Source organism: Dolichospermum circinale AWQC310F (assembly GCF_000426925.1).
GTDB classification, from domain to species: Bacteria; Cyanobacteriota; Cyanobacteriia; order Cyanobacteriales; family Nostocaceae; genus Dolichospermum; species Dolichospermum circinale.
In genome coordinates, this window is sequence record NZ_KE384666.1 from 58,313 (window position 1) to 77,941 (window position 19,629).

The 19,629-nt window shown below is 38.3% G+C and carries 15 protein-coding genes and 1 pseudogene; 12 read left to right on the forward strand and 4 right to left on the reverse strand.

The genetic code is table 11. From position 1 onward, the window contains the following. Nucleotides 1-83 precede the first annotated feature (83 nt). A complete protein-coding gene (locus ACIR310F_RS0103505) occupies nucleotides 84-1,673 on the forward strand; it encodes an HlyD family efflux transporter periplasmic adaptor subunit (RefSeq protein ID WP_028082626.1) in 1,590 nt (529 codons plus the stop codon). A gap of 127 nt (nucleotides 1,674-1,800) precedes the next feature. Here the strand turns inward: ACIR310F_RS0103505 and ACIR310F_RS0103510 are convergent, their stop codons facing one another. Continuing rightward, the gene (locus ACIR310F_RS0103510; RefSeq protein WP_028082627.1) at nucleotides 1,801-2,430 is read right to left on the reverse strand and encodes an Eco57I restriction-modification methylase domain-containing protein; all 630 of its coding nucleotides are present in this window, start codon (nucleotides 2,428-2,430) and stop codon (nucleotides 1,801-1,803) included. A gap of 319 nt (nucleotides 2,431-2,749) precedes the next feature. Here ACIR310F_RS0103510 and ACIR310F_RS0103515 point away from each other — a divergent pair, with 319 nt between their 5' ends. Both ACIR310F_RS0103515 and ACIR310F_RS21445 read left to right on the forward strand, forming a co-directional pair. Further along, nucleotides 2,750-3,709 (forward strand): AEC family transporter, encoded by a 960-nt coding sequence (locus tag ACIR310F_RS0103515; RefSeq protein ID WP_028082628.1) that lies wholly within the window; start codon nucleotides 2,750-2,752, stop codon nucleotides 3,707-3,709. Nucleotides 3,710-3,861: 152 nt separating this feature from the next. Continuing rightward, a complete protein-coding gene (locus ACIR310F_RS21445) occupies nucleotides 3,862-4,725 on the forward strand; it encodes a M23 family metallopeptidase (RefSeq protein WP_051289461.1) in 864 nt (287 codons plus the stop codon). A 7-nt stretch (nucleotides 4,726-4,732) separates the two neighbouring features. On the opposite strand, the gene ACIR310F_RS0103525 is transcribed toward ACIR310F_RS21445, so the two are convergent. Then, the gene (locus ACIR310F_RS0103525; RefSeq protein ID WP_196803154.1) at nucleotides 4,733-5,431 is read right to left on the reverse strand and encodes a L,D-transpeptidase; all 699 of its coding nucleotides are present in this window, start codon (nucleotides 5,429-5,431) and stop codon (nucleotides 4,733-4,735) included. A 101-nt stretch (nucleotides 5,432-5,532) separates the two neighbouring features. Between ACIR310F_RS0103525 and ACIR310F_RS0103530 the strand changes: the two genes are divergently transcribed. After that, complete coding sequence (locus ACIR310F_RS0103530; protein WP_028082630.1) at nucleotides 5,533-6,189, forward strand: sigma-70 family RNA polymerase sigma factor; 657 nt, start codon at nucleotides 5,533-5,535, stop codon at nucleotides 6,187-6,189. 116 nt (nucleotides 6,190-6,305) lie between these two features. Continuing rightward, nucleotides 6,306-6,755, forward strand: coding sequence for an anti-sigma factor family protein (locus ACIR310F_RS0103535; RefSeq protein WP_028082631.1), 450 nt, complete (start codon nucleotides 6,306-6,308; stop codon nucleotides 6,753-6,755). 88 nt (nucleotides 6,756-6,843) lie between these two features. On the opposite strand, the gene ACIR310F_RS27245 is transcribed toward ACIR310F_RS0103535, so the two are convergent. Beyond that, nucleotides 6,844-6,975 (reverse strand): hypothetical protein, encoded by a 132-nt coding sequence (locus ACIR310F_RS27245; RefSeq protein ID WP_269208332.1) that lies wholly within the window; start codon nucleotides 6,973-6,975, stop codon nucleotides 6,844-6,846. Nucleotides 6,976-6,988: 13 nt separating this feature from the next. Here ACIR310F_RS27245 and ACIR310F_RS0103540 point away from each other — a divergent pair, with 13 nt between their 5' ends. The 7 genes and pseudogenes from ACIR310F_RS0103540 to larE all read left to right on the forward strand — a co-directional run bounded on the left by ACIR310F_RS0103540 (nucleotide 6,989) and on the right by larE (nucleotide 17,930). After that, a complete protein-coding gene (locus ACIR310F_RS0103540) occupies nucleotides 6,989-7,384 on the forward strand; it encodes a hypothetical protein (protein WP_028082632.1) in 396 nt (131 codons plus the stop codon). Next, the gene (locus tag ACIR310F_RS0103545) at nucleotides 7,377-9,479 is read left to right on the forward strand and encodes a caspase, EACC1-associated type (RefSeq protein WP_028082633.1); all 2,103 of its coding nucleotides are present in this window, start codon (nucleotides 7,377-7,379) and stop codon (nucleotides 9,477-9,479) included. The genes ACIR310F_RS0103540 and ACIR310F_RS0103545 overlap by 8 nt, the downstream gene beginning before the upstream one ends. Then, entirely contained in the window at nucleotides 9,479-10,432 is a 954-nt protein-coding gene (locus ACIR310F_RS0103550; protein ID WP_051289462.1) for a c-type heme family protein, read from the forward strand. The genes ACIR310F_RS0103545 and ACIR310F_RS0103550 overlap by 1 nt, the downstream gene beginning before the upstream one ends. Before the next feature lie 26 nt (nucleotides 10,433-10,458). Then, nucleotides 10,459-10,740 (forward strand): annotated as a pseudogene (locus ACIR310F_RS0103555) (DUF4351 domain-containing protein); the annotation flags it as partial. A gap of 173 nt (nucleotides 10,741-10,913) precedes the next feature. Then, the gene (gene leuS / locus ACIR310F_RS0103560; protein ID WP_028082636.1) at nucleotides 10,914-13,490 is read left to right on the forward strand and encodes a leucine--tRNA ligase; all 2,577 of its coding nucleotides are present in this window, start codon (nucleotides 10,914-10,916) and stop codon (nucleotides 13,488-13,490) included. 363 nt (nucleotides 13,491-13,853) lie between these two features. After that, the gene (locus tag ACIR310F_RS0103565) at nucleotides 13,854-16,883 is read left to right on the forward strand and encodes a valine--tRNA ligase (RefSeq protein WP_028082637.1); all 3,030 of its coding nucleotides are present in this window, start codon (nucleotides 13,854-13,856) and stop codon (nucleotides 16,881-16,883) included. Nucleotides 16,884-17,102: 219 nt separating this feature from the next. Beyond that, nucleotides 17,103-17,930: an ATP-dependent sacrificial sulfur transferase LarE gene (gene larE, locus ACIR310F_RS0103570; protein WP_028082638.1), complete on the forward strand. Its 828-nt coding sequence runs from the start codon at nucleotides 17,103-17,105 to the stop codon at nucleotides 17,928-17,930. 36 nt (nucleotides 17,931-17,966) lie between these two features. On the opposite strand, the gene ACIR310F_RS21450 is transcribed toward larE, so the two are convergent. After that, nucleotides 17,967-19,406: a S8 family peptidase gene (locus ACIR310F_RS21450; protein ID WP_081677550.1), complete on the reverse strand. Its 1,440-nt coding sequence runs from the start codon at nucleotides 19,404-19,406 to the stop codon at nucleotides 17,967-17,969. Nucleotides 19,407-19,629 lie beyond the last annotated feature (223 nt).

Below are 19,629 nucleotides of genomic sequence, written 5' to 3' on the forward strand. Positions count from 1 at the left end.
AATAAAATCCAACTGATAACAGAGCCAAGATCAAATTACACCCCAGTAAATATTCAATCTAAAATCCCAAATCCCAAATTATTATGACTCAAGTTAATGGTAATCGCAGCAACGGAAATGGCAACGGAAACGGAAATGGTAATGGATCATATAAAGATTCAAAAGTATTAACATCTCCCAAACCCAGTTCCCAACAGCCCAAAATTGACTTTAATTTCGATAATTTCGAGCAATCTGTAGTTTTACGACAATCTCCAATATGGTCACGAACCATCATGATCACCCTCATGGGATTGGCTTGTTTTGGAATTACTTGGGCTTGTTTAGCGAAAATTGAGCAAACAATTCCCGCAACAGGTCAATTAAAACCAGAAGGAACAGTCAAAGAGGTACAAGCTCCCGTTAATGGAGTGGTTAAATCAATTTATGTAAAAGATGGAGACGAAGTAAAACCAGGACAATTGTTATTAACATTTGAGTCTATTGCTACCCTAGCAGAATTAAATGCCTTGAATAAAATTCGCATAGCTTTAATTCAAGAAAACAATATCTATCGACGCTTAATGGGAGCAAGCAGAGGTAAAGATTCTGAAATAGAATTTTTACGCAGTAAACTACCAGGAGAATCAGCATTTCTGCTCAAAAGTCGCGCTTCCTTAGTAGCAGCAAATGAACTATTACGTTCTCAATTGAGAAATTCATCGGGAACAGCAGGAATAGGAATTGATGAAGAACAACTACTAGCAATTGCTAAAATAGAATTAGCGTCCCGTTCCAAAGCCGCAGATTTAGAAGTTGAAAAAACCAGAAAACAACTTTCTCAAACTAAATTTAAACTGCAAGATACTCGCAATAGTCTAGCAATTCAAAGCGGTATTTTAGCCAAAATTAAAGTCTTAGCCGAAGAAGGAGGTATTTCCCAACTTCAATATTTGAATCAGCAACAACAGGTACAAACTCTTGCAGCGGAAATATCACAATTGCAGGAAGAAATCAAACGTCTAGAATTTGATATTGATAAAGGAAAACAGCAATTAACTAATACAGTTGCTAGTTCCGGTAAAGATATTTTGGAAAAAATAGGCAATAATAAACAACGTATTGCTGAAATTGATAGTCAGTTCATGAAGGTGATTTTAGACAATGAACAGCGTTTGGCGGATATTAATAGCAAAATATCCCAAACAAAATTAAACTTTAAATATCAAGAACTTCGCGCTCCAGTAGGAGGAATAGTTTTTGATCTCCAGGCTAAAAATGTTGGTTTTGTTGCTAATTCCACACAAAAAATCCTACAAATTGTCCCCAAAGAAAACCTATCAGCAGAAGTTTTCATTACCAATAAAGATATTGGTTTTGTCAAAAAAGGTATGAATGTAGATGTAAGAATTGACTCCTTTCCCTTTAGTGAGTTTGGTGATATTAAAGGTAAAGTAACTAAGATTGGTTCAGATGCTTTACCTCCAGACCAAAACCATCAATTTTATAGATTTCCGGCGACAGTTAAGTTAGACAAACAACATTTAAATCTCACGAATCAAGATAGAAAGATATCTTTACAGTCAGGAATGTCCATTACTGCTAATATTAAAGTTCGTGAAGAACGCACAGTCATGAGTTTGTTTACAGAGATGTTTACCAAGCAAATTGAAAGTTTAAATGAGGTGCGTTAGGAATGAAAATAATATCCCCAAATTCTGAGATTAATTTATCATTTATTGACCAGATAAAAAAGAAGTTGGGATCTAGAATTTGTGGTATTTACTGAAAAATGATCATCTTTTGTTTGTAGTCAGGGCTTTAGCCCTGATGAGTGTTATCATAGTTTATTGAAGATAGGACTAAAGTCCTAACTACTATTTCATCTATTATACCAGTTGCGTTAGGAATGAAATTAGTATTTTGCTGCTGTTTTGAAGCATTCAGAATGCAAGGATAAGTAGTTGCTTCTTCAAATATTTGAATATCACCAAAATCAATAATCCCTTGTAATTGATTTTCTAAAATATAGGTTATTAAGGCTTTTCCATAACCCACTTGCATCCATTTATTAGGCATAATATAACAAAATTGACCTTGAGTTTTAAGAATTTTAAATTCCCTTTCCACAAAAAATACATACAAGTCAGCAGTTCCCGAATAGGTAATAAAATTTGTCTGCAAAATTGCTTTTAATTGTTTAATTTCTTCCTGTCTAATATAAGGAGGATTTCCAATAACCACATCAAAACCAACAAAAACACCATCATTATTTAACACTTCAGGAAACTCAAAGCACCATTCTAAAGCATTTTCATACATTCTACCATTTTCTATTTCCTCAATTTCCACCCGTAATTTATCAATTTCATTATTCAAATTAGCAATTTTTTTCTCCCGCTTCGTTCTCTCAGCTTTAGTTTCTGGAATAAAAAAAGTTTGATTCTCCAAATTCTCAACCTCACCCTCTAACCTTCTTAACTTAGTTTTATTGACATCACTTAATCCTAAAGTTGTTTTAAAATTACCCTTAATATCAGCCCTTTAATTTCATTGAACTTTTGTACAACCGCTCTAGATTTTTTCGGTTAAATGTTCTCTGAGAAAATATAAAACTAATTCCTGAAATGCTTTATTTAATGATTCCCTGGGTTGTGTTTTATTTCCTATCATTAGTTTTAACCTTGATTTTTATTGGTAATAAGTATTGTAACTCATGATTTGCAACTATAATTACTCATACAGCGGGCAAAAAACTAACCACTTGATCATGATTGAAACCCTATTCAAAGCTTATACTCCCCTATTTATTTGGATAGGGTTAGGTCTAATATTATCTCGATTTAGCTCCGATAAATTGGCTAAGTGGCTAGGACAGTCACTATACTGGGTAGGAGTGCCACTACAACTATTAATATTAGCTCGTCATACTGATACGGAAAATGGCGAATTAATACCAGTTATAGGATTAGCAGTGTTACTACTAAGTCTAGTTTTAGCACTGTTGACTTGGTGGTTTTGGCAATGGTTTAATAAAATTAAGACAGAGCAAAAAAGCGTAGAAGTATCTGCAGCTTTTAAAAAAGCCAGTTTAGGTAGTTTTATTTTGGCAACAATTTTAGGGAACACTGGTTTTGTTGGACTAACACTCACACAAGTGCTAACAGGACCAGAAAATAACGATTCAGCAGTATTATTTAGCGTCACAAATAATGTTGTTGGTACTTATGGAATTGCTGTCTTAATTGCTAGTTATTTTGGACAGAGAGCCACTGAAAATCATTGGTGGATACAATTGCGAGATATAGCTACCGTTCCCAGTCTGTGGACGTTTTTCATTGGCTTAAATACCCAATTTGTGCAATTACCCGCAGTCATTGAATCAGGTTTAAATCAGGCTGTTTGGGTGGTAATTGCCCTCGCTTTGTTGCTGGTTGGTTTACGACTAGGAACAATAAAAGAATATCAAAATCTGGATATTGCCATAATAGCCAGCATTCTCAAAGTTTTGATTATCCCCTTATTAGTGGGATTAGGTGCAACTTATGCAGGTATGATTGGGGAACAGCGTTTAGTCTTGGTACTCATGTCAGGGACACCCACAGGACTTTCCGTACTGATTTTAGCGGAAGTTTACGACTTAGATCGGAATTTATTAGCCAGCAGCATTGCTTTAACCTTTATTGGGTTATTTTTAGTTCTACCTCTGTGGTTAATTTGGTTTGGCTAAATTCATAATTTAATATTTGACTGGGAAGAAATTTCAGTCACATTGTGGAGTGACAAACATGACAAAACCCCTCCGGTAAACCCCTCCCCGTTCACAAAAAGAGCCTTAAATCCTGTTTTTATCCTGTTAATCCTTTAATTTTGATTCAGACAATGAGCAACCGTGTTAAGATACTCTTAGGCATAATTACCGCCATTCCCATGGCTTTAGGCTTACCCGCAAAGGCTTTAGAAGTACAGATCATGCCTAAAAATCCCCAATTGGGAGATACAATTTCAGTATTAATTGAGGCAGATAATCAGAAAAGTCTTAGTAATCCTACGGTGACAGTTGGCGAAAAAAACTATCCAGCTTTTGAAATTGCACCCCGTCAATACCGTTCCTTTATTCCCACAACTCCCTTAGAAAAAGCTGGAGTGAGAACAATTAAAGTTTCCGAGGAGGGACAGGAACAAAAACTATCCATACAAGTGCGCGATCGCAAATTTGCAGTCCAACGCATCACCTTACCACCGGGTAAAGCTGGAGTAAAAGCAACCCAGGAGGAACTAAAGCGAGTAGCAGAATTTAAAGCCCTCCAGACACCGGAAAAATACTGGAACGGTGTTTTTCTCACCCCCAACGCCGGGAGAACATCTACTAGATATGGTGTCCGTCGCTACTACAACGGTGTATTTGCCAATGATTACTACCATCGTGGACAGGATTACGCAGGAGCAGCAGGATCATCTGTAACAGCCCCCGCAGCGGGAAGAGTTGCCCTAGTGGGGACAGTATCCCAAGGCTTCCGAGTTCATGGTAATGTTATCGGCATCGATCACGGTCAAGGAGTAATCAGTATTTTCATGCACCTGAGTCGTATAAATGTTCAAGAAGGTGATTTTGTCAAAGCTGGTCAAAAAATTGGTGCAGTAGGTTCAACTGGTGCATCCACTGGACCCCACTTACACTGGGGCTTGTATGTCAACGGACAATCAGTTGACCCATTACCGTGGAAATCCCAGGAAATTAAATGAACCTAATTCAATCACGGACTAATACAGGTGTATTTAAAGAAACTTGGCTATACAACATCCGTACATCAGGATTACGCATTCTCAGACAACCATGAGAAACAGCCGCTCCCACTAAATCAACATCTGGTGTACCATGAAAGCCAATTTCATTGCGGCCATCTGACCAAAAACCAATCCATCTATCCCCCAAAGGACTATTAGTACCACCGTCAAAGATAGCACCTGTAATGGGATGTCGCCAAATGGGATGATGTTCCTTGTGGATAACTTGAAAATTGCCGGTGGGTGTTTCCCAACCCTTTTTACCAATAGCGATAGGGTAACTAGCTATTACCTCATCATATCGAGAAACATAAACACGGCGATCGCTTAAATCTACTACAACTTGGGTTGTGTCCGACGCTGATACTGGTGGGCTTGTATTGTTAATTGTACTGGCAATACCAGCTAAACTTGACTGGGGTTTTTTCTGATCAGAATCTAAGTTAATTGTCCCAGCTTTTTGGGGAGAGGTAGGTACGGAAGCCGCAATTGCACTTTCCCCAGTCACCAGTGAATCCTGTGGATAGACCCCTGTAGACCTAGAATAATTTAACTCCCCTGTTCCTGTTTTTCTCATCGTTTGCAAGTGGACAGCTAGAGATAAAATTGCTGCACCGAAACAGAGAAACATAATCATACTCGCTACAGATTCATTTCTTGCCATTGCTATCGCCTATTATTTATCGTCCGTCACCCTTGGGGAACTTTTAATTAATTATCCAGTCTGATCGGGAAGAGTGATTTGATTTAAAGCCAATCCGATCCATGAGTCAATCCATTAGTGTATCCTGGTCAACAGTTGGTGCCACCTACCCAGCAGCATCGGTGCAAGTTGACAAACTCTCAAACCACGATCTTATTCTACGCTGTCAAGTCGGATTGCGTCCAGACCGTGCCGCCTTTGCAGAACTACTACGTCGTCATCAAACCCAAGTTGATCGAGTTTTATATCATTTAGCCCCTGATTGGTCTGACAGAGCCGATTTAGCCCAGGAAATTTGGATTCGTGTATATAGAAATATTAGCCGATTACAAGAACCTACCAAGTTCCGGGGTTGGTTAAGTCGTATTGCCACTAATTTGTTTTATGATGAATTACGTAAACGTAAACGGGTAGCTAGTCCCCTCTCACTAGACGCTCCCCGGAGTCTAGAAGACGGTGAAATGGATTGGGAAATTGCCGGTGATACACCAAGTCCAGATGAGCAAATGACTACAAGAGAATTTTATGAGCAGTTGCGAGAAGCGATCGCGGATTTACCTGAAGCTTTTCGGACTACCATTATCCTTAGAGAAATAGAAGGTCTGTCTTATGAGGAAATTGCCGAAGTTACCGGAGTTTCTCTAGGAACTGTGAAATCTAGAATAGCCAGAGCCAGGTCTAGATTACAAACTCAGTTACAAAGCTATCTAGATATATAATCTACATCATGTTTCCTCAATTCTCTGGCAGAATTTAAGAAGTATTAACGACTGTCAGCGAAAATATATATTTTCTGCCATTGAGCAGCAAAAAAGAATTAATGAGTAATATGGATATGCAAAAACGCGATTGTTTCGAGTTATTAAGTGCTTATCTGGATGGTGAAGTAACCGCTAGTGAACGTAAGCAGGTAGAGGAATGGTTATCAACGGATGATTCCTTTAAATGCTTATATAAAAGACTATTAAATCTTAGAAAAGGGTTGCAAAACATACCCGTTCCCCCAACTAATCAGTCATCAGAAACCACAATTGAGCAAGTATTGAAGCGTGTTAAGCGACCCTACGACCTAGCCTGGATCTTTGGTGGGGCAGCCTTAGCAGCTTGTATTCTGGGTACAGTTTCCACTTTATTCCCCGGTAACTCATCCAGAATACTACAAATGGCAGAAACGACAGAATTAACACCAGCAGTGACACAGCCAGCCATCTCTGATTCTTCTTTAATGGTAGCTTTAAACAAACCAGTCATGGAAATTCCGAAAACAGCAATAGCTCCCAAATAAAAGCCAGTTAATAACCTCAATTAAATAATTAAATTATATAAATATTTAGGAAATAAATGTCTAATTTTGGACTTTTTCCTATTTTTACTCATTCATAGTCTATTTTACGGCCGATTCCATAAAGTTGGCAATATTGCCATAAGTTTACCCTAGAGTATGCTAAAACAGCGATCACTACTAAAATAGCCATCAAGACGACGCAAACAGGACATAATGGCACTGTGGAGGTAAATATGACCAATGATCGCACAATTCAGGTTACTTTTGCTGTTGATTACCCAGAATTAGATGATGACAGACGACAAAAAATAGCCGGTAATCTACTGCGGGAATTGCGAGATTTAGATGAAGTGGACAAAGCATATTTTAGCGAAGATATGCACCCAGAACCAGGCAGTAAACCAGGATTTGCTACTTTAATCGGATTTATTACCGCTAAAGTAAGTATACAAAATATTAAAGGTTTTTTAAGCTTTTTGAGCGATCGCTTGGGAGATAAACCCATAAAAGTTAGTGTCAAGGTCGGTGATAAAGAAGTCATTATCGAGGCCAAAAGCCCCCAAGAACTGCTAGAAACTGAAAAAATAGCAAAAAACTTATTAGCTGCAATCAGTGGTGACAATGGTTAAAAAAACCGCTTTATTGATTGGAGTTAGCGAGTATGGTGAAAGTATCCCACCTCTATCATCTCCCCTTCATGATGTAGAGGCTATGGAACGAGTTTTAAAAAATCCGAACTTAGGAAACTTTACACAGGTAGAAAAACTACTCAACCCTAATTCAGAAGTTATGAGAATAGCAATTCTCAATCTGTTTAAAAATGCAGAAAAAGATGATTTATTATTATTCTTTTTTTCTGGACATGGGATGATTAATGACGATAATCATCTCTATTTAGCAACTTGCAATACGGCTAAAAATAATTTTGAAGCTACCGCTGTAGATGGAAATTTTATTCAAGCGCAGTCGAGAAATTGTTATTCTAAACGACAAGTTTTAATTTTAGATGCTTGTTACAGTGGTGCTTTTGCTAATGGTTGGCACACAAAAAGTATTGGTGTAGATATCAAAAAACAATTAGGTGCAGAAGGACGAGTTGTGATGACATCTTCTGGTGCAACTCAAACTTCTTTTACACAAGAAGGTGCAACACTTTCACTCTATACTCAATATTTAGTTGAGGGAATTGAGACAGGTGCAGCAGATAATGATAGTGATGGTAAAATTCATATTCAAGAACTACACGCTTATGCTAAAGCAAAAGTCCAAGCTGTAAAACCTAATATGAAACCAGATATTATTCTGGATAGGGAGGCATATAATATTTTATTGGCTTATGCTCCTAAAAATCCAGAAGTAGAGTATCGTAAATTGGTTGAACAATATACTCAAAACGGTGAACTAAAAAAAGTTGCTATTTTAATTTTAACAGAAAAACGGAAAACTCTGGCAATTACAGATGCAGTAGCCGAGGAAATAGAAAAGCAAGTTCTAGAACCTTTTCGGAGACGGTTAGTAAATTTACAAAGTTACCAACAATATTTTGCAGAAGAAGTTGAGCAAAAATATCCTCTAGACGAACAAACTTTGAAAATACTAAAAGATTATCGCCAAGATATTTTAGGTTTGAGAGATGAAGATGTAGCATCTATTGAGTTAGAAATTACATCTGTTAAAAAAGCAGAAGCATTGCAGCCTCAACAAGAACAACAAATAACTAAAAAATTACGATTGCAGGAAAAAACAGAAGCATTGCAGCCTCAACAAGAACAACAAATAATTAAAAAATTACGATCGCAGCCAAAAGCGGAAGCATTGCAACGTCAGCAAGAACAACAAGTAGCTGAAAAATTACGATCGCAGCCAGAAGCAGAAAAAAATCAATCTGGTTATCAATTAAAAACTTTTGAGTTTGAAACTGCTGAGATAAGTTTAAAAAGTCAATTACTGGGTCTTGTAAGAAAACCGGAAATTAAATATATTTCTAAAAGTGGGAAGTATTTTACTGAACACTTAGGAAATGGTATTTTTTTAAAAATGGTAAATATTCCGGGAGGAACTTTCATAATGGGTTCTCCAGAAAACGAGGAAGGTTACGATAAATCTCAAAGTCCACAACATCAAGTTACAGTTTCTAGGTTTTTCATGGGTAAATATCTAGTCACTCAAAAACAATGGCAAATTGTAGCAGCTTTACCTAAGATTAACATTAATTTAGAACCTGAACCATCACACTTTCAAGGTGATAATTTACCCGTTGAGGGTGTATCATGGTATGATGCTCAAGAATTTTGTGCCAGACTCTCCCAAAAAACAAATAAAGCCTATCGCTTGCCTAGTGAAGCAGAATGGGAATATGCTTGTCGTGGGGGAACAACCACAGCATTCTATTTTGGGAAAACAATTTCTCCAGAATTAGCCAATTATGATAATCAATATCAAGGAAAAACCACAAAAGTAGGAAAATTTCCCGCCAACCCTTTCGGTTTACATGATATGTGTGGTAATGTATGGGAATGGTGCGAAGATGGGTGGCATGAAGATTATATAAATGCCCCTGGTGATGGTACTGCGTGGCTGAATAATAGCAATAATAGACGAGTGCTGCGCGGAGGATCTTGGCTCATTCCTTCTGAAAATTGCCGTTCCTCTTTTCGTTTTTATGCAGATGCTGGTTTCTTTGGTTGTAATCTGTTTGGTTTTCGTGTTATGTGTGGTGAATAATGAAAATATTTGCACTAATACCCAAAAATTTTAACCTCAGCAAGAAACTAACTACCCTCATGCTTGCAATTTTTCTGGGGGGGATTATTTTTAGCGGTGTAATTTATTATAATATTCTGCTGGGAAATGCTGAAAATGAAATAAATACACAAGCTAATTTACTGATTTCAACTGTGGACGCTATTCGGAAATATAACGCGGAGAGAGTGACTCCTTTATTAAAAAAGCAATCAGAAGAGAAAATGTTAATAGAGGCACTTCCTTCTGTTGCTGCGGCTAAAGTATTTGATATTTTTACCACTGTTTATAAAGATAAGTATGGTGAATATCGTTATAGAAATGCGATGATTAACCCGACAAATATCAAGGATAAAGCTGACGAAAATGAGATCAAGATTATCGAGAAATTAAGCCAACAATATAAACCAGGGGGAAAAAATATAGCTGAAGGTTATCGCACCATGAATGGGGAAAATAATCGTTATTTTTATACAGCCCGTCCTATCATAATTGAACAGAAACAAACTAGGTGCTTGAGTTGTCATACCAGTTTGGAAAAATCTCCCAAATCATTACAGGCTTTATATAAACAAGGTGTATATACTGGCAATAACGGATTTGGCTGGGACCGGGAGTTGGATAAAGTTATCGGCACTAAAATTATTTACGTCCCTGCTGATAAAGTTGATAAAATTGCCAAGCAAAATTTTCTGATCATTCTAGGAACTTTTATGGCGATTTTTGCTATATCCATATCGTTAGTCAACCTCTGGCTGAAACAACATATTGTTAGACCTCTTAATCAAATCACTCAAGTTGCAGAGGCCGTGAGTTTAGGCGACATGGATGCTAATTTTGAGAATGAATACAAGGATGAAATAGGTCGTTTAGCGGACGCATTCAGGCGTGTAAAAACGACCTTAGAAATTGCCATAAAAAGGCCGCGTTCCTGAATAGTCGCGGATCTGGTAGCATCTAAGATATCTCTACAGAAGATCAGGAGTTGATTATGCGATTAGCACCACTTTACCAACAAGACAGAGAACTGGCTAAACAAGAAGGATTACAAGAAGGACTGCAAAAAGAAAAACGTCTAATTATCCGTCAATTAAATCGTCGAATTGGGGAAATTGATTCATTATTAATTCAAAAAGTTCAAGAGTTAACTGTTGAAAAACTTGAAGAATTAGGAGAAGCTTTGTTAGATTTTACTTCAGTTACAGATTTAGAAACCTGGCTAGAACATAATTTCATTAATTAGCTGCTGCATTGTATCTTAATGTTCGCTAATCTTTTGATTACAACAGTTAGAACATTGCTAAATCGTGGACGAACTTCGCTCCCTCTGCGCCTCTGCGGCTCTGCGTGAAAAAAAATTATATCTAAATTATGCCACAATAGCGAAACTAGATCAAAGCATTAGGAGTTTTAATTGTGGAGTCCCCCCAAAAAACATCATACCAACCAGCCGCAATTGAGGAAAAATGGCAAAAAACATGGTTAGAACTTGGCTTAGACAAAACGCCTCAAGAGCAAAATAAGCCAAAATTCTACGCGCTTTCCATGTTCCCTTATCCCTCCGGTAGCTTGCACATGGGTCACGTCCGTAACTACACAATTACAGACGTAATTGCTCGCCTCAAACGAATGCAGGGGTATCGTGTATTACATCCAATGGGTTGGGATGCCTTCGGACTGCCCGCAGAAAACGCCGCCATTGATAGAGGTGTACCCCCCGCCAAATGGACATATCAGAATATTACCCAAATGCGGCAACAATTACAACGTCTTGGTTTATCCTTAGATTGGGAATGTGAAGTTGCTACCTGTTCTCCTGATTACTACAAATGGACACAATGGATTTTTCTGCAATTTTTAGAAGCTGGTTTAGCTTATCAAAGAGAAGCCGCAGTTAATTGGGATCCCATAGATCAAACTGTATTAGCAAATGAACAAGTTGATAATGAAGGACGTTCTTGGCGTAGTGGGGCAATAGTAGAACGTAAATTACTGCGTCAATGGTTTTTCAAAATTACCGACTACGCCGAAGAATTATTAAATGATTTAGATAAACTCACAGGTTGGCCAGAACGAGTTAAATTAATGCAAGCCAACTGGATAGGAAAATCCACCGGTGCTTATTTAGAATTTCCGATTGTCGGCTTAGATGAAAAAATCGCCGTTTATACCACCCGTCCCGACACTGTTTATGGCGTGAGTTACGTCGTATTAGCCCCAGAACACCCCTTAACTCAAGTGGTGACAACTTCAGACCAAAAAGCAGCAGTAGCAGCCTTTATTAAGGAAGTCAGCAACCAAAGCGAGTTAGAACGGACTGCGGAAGACAAACCTAAACGGGGTATTCCTACGGGTGGTCAAGTTATTAACCCCTTTACCGGGGAAGAAGTACCGATTTGGATTGCAGATTATGTACTTTATGAATATGGTACAGGTGCGGTAATGGGTGTACCAGCCCATGATGTGCGAGATTTCAAATTTGCAAAAGAACAGAATTTAGGGATTAAAGTGGTGATTGTTCCCGAAATTGGTGCAGAAGAAACTTTAAAATCAGCCTACACAGAAGCGGGAATTTTAGTTAATTCTGGTGACTTTAATGGGATAAATTCTATAGATGCAAAAAAAGCCATTATCGAATTTGCAGAACAACAAAACTTTGGTAAATTAAGAGTACAATATCGCCTCAGAGATTGGTTGATTTCTCGACAACGTTATTGGGGCGCACCTATCCCTGTGATTCATTGTCCCGAATGTGGAATTGTCCCCGTACCAGAAAAAGATTTACCTGTACAATTACCAGAAGATATTGAATTAAGTGGCCGTGGTGGTTCACCTTTAGCACAATTAGAAAGTTGGGTAAATGTGCCTTGTCCAAGTTGCGGTACTCCTGCGAAACGGGAAACCGATACAATGGATACTTTTATTGATTCTTCTTGGTATTTTTTACGTTATTCTGATGCCAAAAATGAAGAAAAGATTTTTGATTCTGGTAAAGTAAATGATTGGATGCCTGTAGATCAATATGTGGGGGGAATTGAACACGCAATTTTACATTTATTGTATTCGCGTTTCTTCACTAAAGTATTGAGAGATAGAGGTTTATTTAACTTTGATGAACCATTTCAAAAGTTATTAACTCAGGGAATGGTACAGGGTTTAACCTACATGAACCCGAAAAAAGGTGGTAAAGATAAATGGATTCCTTCTCATTTAGTTGATGCTAATAATCCTGTAGATCCACAAACTGGAGAACCTTTACAACGTCTCTATGCTACCATGTCCAAATCAAAAGGAAATGGTGTTGCACCGGAAGATGTGATTAATAAATATGGCATAGATACGGCGAGAATGTTCATTTTATTTAAAGCACCTCCTGAAAAAGATTTAGAATGGGATGAGGCTGATGTTGAGGGACAATTTAGATTTTTAAACCGTGTTTGGCGGTTGGTTACAGATTACGCTACAAGTAAAAAACAACTGACAAATGACAACGGACAACTGACAAAAGCCGAAAAAGATTTACGTCGCTTCATTCATATTGCTATTCAAGCAATTACGGAAGATGTGCAGGATGAATATCAATTTAATACTGCAATTTCGGAGTTGATGAAGTTAAGTAATGCGTTGACTGATGCTGATTGCAATAATTCGCCAATTTATGCGGAAGGTATTCAAACTTTGGTGATTATGTTAGCACCTTTTGCACCACATATTGGTGATGAATTATGGCAATTACTAGGCAATAAAAATTCTGTCCATACCCAACCTTGGCCAAGTTTTGATCCTGCGGCTTTGATAGTTGATGAAATTACTTTGGTAATTCAAATTATGGGTAAAACTCGCGGTTCTATTCAAGTTCCTGCAAAAGCTGATAAGGCAGAGTTGGAGAAGTATGCGCGTGAGTCGGAGGTTGGACAACGGTATATTGAAGGGAAGGAAGTTAAGAAGGTGATTGTTGTTCCTGGTAAGTTGGTGAATTTCGTTTTGGGTTAATTTTTGTTTCTCGCAGAGACGCAGAGGCGCAGAGAGTTTGTAGGTTGGGTAGAACGAAGTTAAACCCAACCCAAGGGAGAGAAATGGTTTTGTCAAGATTCAGAATCTTTGGCTAATGGTTGGCGTAAAGCACCAAAATAAAATTTTTAGCAAGCCAACACATTTATTATTACTGCTTGATGTTGGGTTTCCTGGCGTCAACCCAACTTACAATTTTAGAGGATTTTTTAAAAGTGGGAGGCTCTTGTCAGAAAGCTCACAAAGTATATGCTGGAATTTGTAGATAACAGCACCTTGTGAGAAATCCGGGTCTAAGCCTGTGGCAAAATTTAGTAAAGTTGTCATACAATTATTATTCTCAACATGACTGTAACTATTCCTAATCTCCCTAGTCTTTACGAAGCTTTCTCCACAGAAGTCAAATGGCAGAAGTTCTGGGAAGATAACCAGATTTACAAGGCCGACCCCAACCACAAAGGTGAACCCTACTGTGTTGTTATCCCCCCACCTAATGTTACTGGTAGTTTGCACATGGGTCACGCTTTTGAAGGGGCTATCATTGACACCCTGGTGCGTTACCACCGCATGAAAGGACGCAATACCCTGTGGTTGCCGGGAACTGATCATGCTAGTATTGCAGTGCAAACGATTCTAGAAAAGCAACTCAAGGCGGAGGGGAAAACTCGTCATGATTTGGGACGGGAAAAGTTCCTAGAACGGGCTTGGCAATGGAAGGCAGAATCTGGTGGGACAATTATTAATCAGTTAAAACGGTTAGGGGTATCTGTAGACTGGACCAGGGAACGCTTTACTTTAGATGCGGGTTTATCACAGGCTGTTTTAGAAGCGTTTATTCGTCTCCATGAAGAGGGGTTAATTCACCGTAGTAACTATTTAGTCAATTGGTGTCCTGCTTCGGGTTCGGCTGTATCTGATTTGGAAGTAGAACCTAAAGAGGTAAATGGTAATTTATGGTACTTCCGTTATCCCCTCAGTGACGGTTCTGGTTTTCTGGAAGTGGCGACAACTCGCCCAGAAACAATGTTAGGTGATACGGGAGTGGCAGTTAACCCCAATGATGATAGGTATAAACATCTGATTGGTAAGACCGTAACTTTACCGATTATGAACCGAGAAATCCCCATTATTGGTGATGAATTGGTGGACGCGACCTTTGGGACGGGTTGTGTTAAAGTGACTCCAGCCCATGACCCCAATGATTTTGAAATGGGTAAACGTCATGATTTACCGTTCATTAATATTATGAATAAGGACGGTACACTGAATGAAAATGCGGGGGATTTTCAAGGTCAAGACCGCTTTGTTGCTCGTAAAAACTTGGTCGCTAGGTTAGAAATTGAGGGCGTTTTAGTTAAAGTTGAAGAATATAAACATACAGTACCTTATAGCGATCGCGGTAAAGTCCCTGTTGAACCGCTCCTTTCTACCCAGTGGTTTGTCAAAATCCGCCCTCTGGCTGATAAAACCTTAGATTTCCTCGATACCCAAGATTCCCCGGAAATTGTCCCGCAACGTTGGACTAAAGTTTATCGTGATTGGTTAGTAAATCTACGTGACTGGTGTATTTCTCGTCAGTTGTGGTGGGGACATCAAATCCCCGCTTGGTATGCTATTAGCGAAACTGAAGGGGAAATTACTGATACAACTCCTTATTTTGTCGCCCGCAATGAAGCAGAAGCTTTAGAAAAGGCTAAAATCCAATTTGGGGAAGATGTCCAATTAATACAAGACCCCGATGTTTTAGATACGTGGTTTTCTTCGGGACTGTGGCCATTTTCAACTTTAGGTTGGCCGGAAGAAACGGAAGACCTAGCCACATATTACCCGACTACTACCCTAGTGACTGGTTTTGATATTATCTTTTTCTGGGTAGCAAGAATGACAATGATGGGTACATATTTTACTGGGAAAATGCCCTTTAAAACTGTGTATATTCATGGTTTAGTTCGGGATGAAAATAATAAGAAAATGTCAAAATCTGCAAATAATGGCATTGACCCATTATTGTTGATTTCCAAATATGGAACGGACGCTTTACGGTACACTTTAATTAAAGAAGTTGCTGGTGCTGGTCAAGATATCCGTTTAGAATATGACCGGAAAAAAGATGAATCTGTTTCGGTAGAAGCTTCTCGCAATTTTGCCAATAAATTGTGGAATGCAGCCCGATTTGTAATGATGAATTTGGACGGACAAACTCCAGCCCAATTAGGTCAACCAGTTCCCACAGAATTAAGTGATAGGTGGATTATTTCTCGTTTTAACCAAGTTGTGAAACAAACAAATCATGACATTGATAATTATGGTTTAGGAGAAGCAGCAAAGGGACTTTATGAATTTATTTGGGGTGATTTCTGTGATTGGTATATTGAGTTAGTAAAATCCAGATTACAGAAAGATGCAGACCCTATATCTCGCAAAATTGCCCAACAAATTATCGCTTACATTTTAGAAGGGATTTTAAAATTATTACATCCCTTTATGCCTCATATTACTGAAGAAATCTGGCAAACTCTCACCCAACAACCTGCGGAAAATCCCCAATTTTTACCTTTACAATCCTATCCTGAACCCGATTATCATCTGATTGATTCAGCATTGGAAACCCAATTTGATTTATTAATTGACACAATTCGCACAATTCGCAATTTACGGGCAGAAGCAGATATTAAACCAGGGGTAAAAATTACTGCAAATTTGCAAACTGAAAGCGAAAATGAAAGGTTTATTCTCACTGCGGGACAGGCTTATATTCAAGATTTAGCCAAAGTCGAAACATTGACAATTGTTGATAATAATCCTGTTGTGATTCCCGCAGAAACTCCACAAGTTGAAGATAGTAAATATTGGGGTGGAATCACGATCATTGCTGTAAGTATTCTTGGGTTTATCGCTTTGCGAGTAGCTTTATTTGTGGGAAATACGGCGTTAGATATTCCCATTTTTGGAACTAGTTTTGAACTAATTGGTTTGGGTTATGTCGGTTGGTTTACTTTCCGTTATTTGGTTAATGCTGAAACAAGAAAGGAGTTATTTGCAAAATATTTTCCAGCTAGTGAAACACCAACTGAACCACAAGTTCTACCAACAGTAACCGAAAATGAAAAAGAAAATTCCATTGCGGGTGTTGTCGGTACTGTACAGGTAGTAATTCCCTTAAAAGGAGTTGTAGATATTGAAGTTGTACGAGCTAAATTGGAGAAAGCTTTGCAAAAAGCTGAAGCCGAAGCCCAATCTTTGACTGCTAGATTAAGCAATTCTAAATTTGTGGATAAAGCCCCCGCAGATGTCGTACAAAGCACTAGGGCTACTTTAGTAGCAGCCGAAAAACAAGCAGAAATTTTACGCATACGTCTGAAGACGCTTTTGTAGATATCGTCTACGTAGCTTTGTCTAAGTATAATGGGTAATTGGTAATTATTCCTCATTCTAGAAGTGTCGGCGCTATGTAGAGACGTTCCATGGAACGTCTCTACCACGGAAACATCTCTACCACGGTCAACCTGACCTTCTGGGACGCACCTTCAAGAGTTTTCGGCATTTTTCTGAAAATAGATAATATAAATAGAGGCATTATAGGGTTTAATAGGGATGAGTTGGAAAGAAAAACTAGAACAATTACAAGCTTTATTTCAGGAAATTGACCAGGCTTTGATAGCCTATTCTGGGGGAGTTGATAGTACATTAGTGGTTAAAATCGCTTATGATGTTTTAGGCGATCGCGCATTGGCTGTAACTGCGGTTTCTGCTTCTCTATTACCAGAAGAATTAGAAGACGCGAAAATTCAAGCCGCAACTATCGGAATAGCTCACAAAATTGTCCAAACTCAAGAAATGGACAATCCCAATTATACATCTAACCCCGTAAATCGTTGTTATTTTTGTAAAAGTGAATTACACGATACACTAAAACCCTTGGCTTTAGAATTAGGTTATCCTTATGTAGTAGATGGGGTAAATGCTGACGATTTACATGATTATCGTCCAGGAATCCAAGCTGCAAAAGAAAGAGGTGTAAGATCACCTTTAGCAGAAATTGGAGTGACTAAAGCCGAAGTTAGACAAATTTCCCAACAAATAGGTTTACCTTGGTGGAATAAACCCGCCCAACCTTGTTTAAGTTCCCGCTTTCCCTACGGTGAAGAAATTACCATAGCCAAATTACAGCGGGTAGGTAGAGCGGAAATTTATTTACGAAACCTGGGGTGGCAAAATTTACGGGTACGTTCGGAGGGTGATACAGCTAGAATTGAATTATCACCGGATAAAATTAAAGATTTTGTGACAACGACAGATTTACCAAGTCTAGTATCTGTATTTCAAAACTGGGGATTTATCTATGTAACTTTGGATTTAGAGGGTTATCGTAGTGGTAAACTAAATCAGGTCTTACCTCAAGTCACTTTGAGAAAATCATAATCTCATCTGTATAGCATTTAGATTGTATAATCTGAATCAGTCTAATTCTTGGGGGGTGTGGGGCATCCCTGGCTGCCCTAGTGAATTATACCTGACAGTTGCATCCCTTTCGCTTTCATAATAGTGCAGTGTCACTTGCATGAAGAACGGATTTGCTTGTTTCTCTTGAGAATAATCAGACGGCTGTACGGGTGATGTTTCCAGATTACTGAAACTCAAGGTGAGGGAATTTTCTCCCATAGAGAGAAAAATGGGAGGAAGCGTAGTAGAGGTTAGGGTTGGGTTTTGGAAGCTCAAAGGTAATTGTGATACTACATTAGTTAATTCCAGAGGAAAAAAGGAGTCTAGTGGGGGAAAGAAAGATGGAAATTCTAAGCCCGGTTGTGTAGGCGTTGTTGGCTCGGTCGGACTGGTACTATTTGCAGATGTACTAATAATAATTTGCCGAACTTGACTCTCCGTTAGGTTAGGGTTAGCACTCAGCATGAGGGCAACAACACCGGCAATGTGAGGGGCTGCCATAGAAGTACCAGAGTAATTAGCATACTGATTATTAGGTACTGTGGAGTAAATATCAACTCCTGGGGCGGTAATGTATGCGATTTCTTGAGAACCAGAACGGTTAGAAAAGTCCGCAAGGTTATTATTTTGATCTACCGCACCTACAGCAATTCCTGAATTATAGGCATAGCGGGCAGGATAGGATGGTATTGATTCGCTATTATTGCCCGCTGCCATAACCACAATTACACCTTTGCTGCTGGCATATTCGATGGCTGATTTCAGGGTATCGTTAGGAGAGTCTCCCCCTAGACTGAGATTAATGACTTTCGCGCCATTGTCAACTGCATAATAAATGCCTTTGGTGATGTTTGAGTAAGAACCTGAACCATTGGCATCTAGGACTTTAACTGACATAATTTGGGAATTATAGGCAATACCAGTAACGCCAATACCATTGTTTTCTGCGGCTATAGTTCCAGAAACATGAGTTCCATGGCCATTATTATCTAAAACATTGTTGTTGTTATTATCAAAATTCCAACCTCGAACATCGTCAATATAGCCGTTACCATCATCATCTATCCCATTACCTGCTATTTCTTTGGTATTGATCCAAATATTATTTTTTAAGTCTTCATGGTTGAAGTCTACGCCAGTGTCTATAACAGCTACAATAACCCCTTGTCCTGTATATCCCTTATTCCAGACCGTGGGAGCTTTGATCATATCTGCACTCCAGTTATTACCACCCAAGTTAGGAACATCTTCATAGGGACCATCACCAGCGGCTTTACTCACTGCTAATCCTGCATTCACTAATCCATAGCCATTATTTGAGTTATAATTACTAGAATAACTACGACTGCCAAAAATCGTAGAATCAGTGGGATTTTCAAAGGCATTAGTTTGGGAAATAGCTGTATATTTGATTTCGTTTTCAGATAGAAGCTTTTGAGAAATATCAAATGACATAAGTGTTTAATCCCTGAAAATAGCAATATTTTCTTTGACAAGGTAATTTTGTCAAAATCTACAAATACAAGAATTTCAAATTGCCTAAGTTTCCCCTCATTTAATTAATACTATGAATTATTGATCTAAAAAGATGATTTAATTACAATTTGCATATTATTTAATAACTAGTTTTGATGATAAAAATAAATTGAGATTTGATGACATACAAATCATTTAAAAA

Coding starts and splice junctions, on each gene's coding strand:
- ACIR310F_RS0103550 (WP_051289462.1), top strand. CDS start 9,479: ATGAAAATATTTGCACTAATACCCAAAAATTTTAACCTCAGCAAGAAA.
- ACIR310F_RS21450 (WP_081677550.1), bottom strand. CDS start 19,406: ATGTCATTTGATATTTCTCAAAAGCTTCTATCTGAAAACGAAATCAAA.
- ACIR310F_RS0103525 (WP_196803154.1), bottom strand. CDS start 5,431: ATGGCAAGAAATGAATCTGTAGCGAGTATGATTATGTTTCTCTGTTTC.
- ACIR310F_RS0103505 (WP_028082626.1), top strand. CDS start 84: ATGACTCAAGTTAATGGTAATCGCAGCAACGGAAATGGCAACGGAAAC.
- ACIR310F_RS0103545 (WP_028082633.1), top strand. CDS start 7,377: ATGGTTAAAAAAACCGCTTTATTGATTGGAGTTAGCGAGTATGGTGAA.
- ACIR310F_RS0103565 (WP_028082637.1), top strand. CDS start 13,854: ATGACTGTAACTATTCCTAATCTCCCTAGTCTTTACGAAGCTTTCTCC.
- ACIR310F_RS21445 (WP_051289461.1), top strand. CDS start 3,862: ATGAGCAACCGTGTTAAGATACTCTTAGGCATAATTACCGCCATTCCC.
- ACIR310F_RS0103515 (WP_028082628.1), top strand. CDS start 2,750: ATGATTGAAACCCTATTCAAAGCTTATACTCCCCTATTTATTTGGATA.
- ACIR310F_RS0103530 (WP_028082630.1), top strand. CDS start 5,533: ATGAGTCAATCCATTAGTGTATCCTGGTCAACAGTTGGTGCCACCTAC.
- ACIR310F_RS0103535 (WP_028082631.1), top strand. CDS start 6,306: ATGCAAAAACGCGATTGTTTCGAGTTATTAAGTGCTTATCTGGATGGT.
- larE (WP_028082638.1), top strand. CDS start 17,103: ATGAGTTGGAAAGAAAAACTAGAACAATTACAAGCTTTATTTCAGGAA.
- ACIR310F_RS0103540 (WP_028082632.1), top strand. CDS start 6,989: ATGACCAATGATCGCACAATTCAGGTTACTTTTGCTGTTGATTACCCA.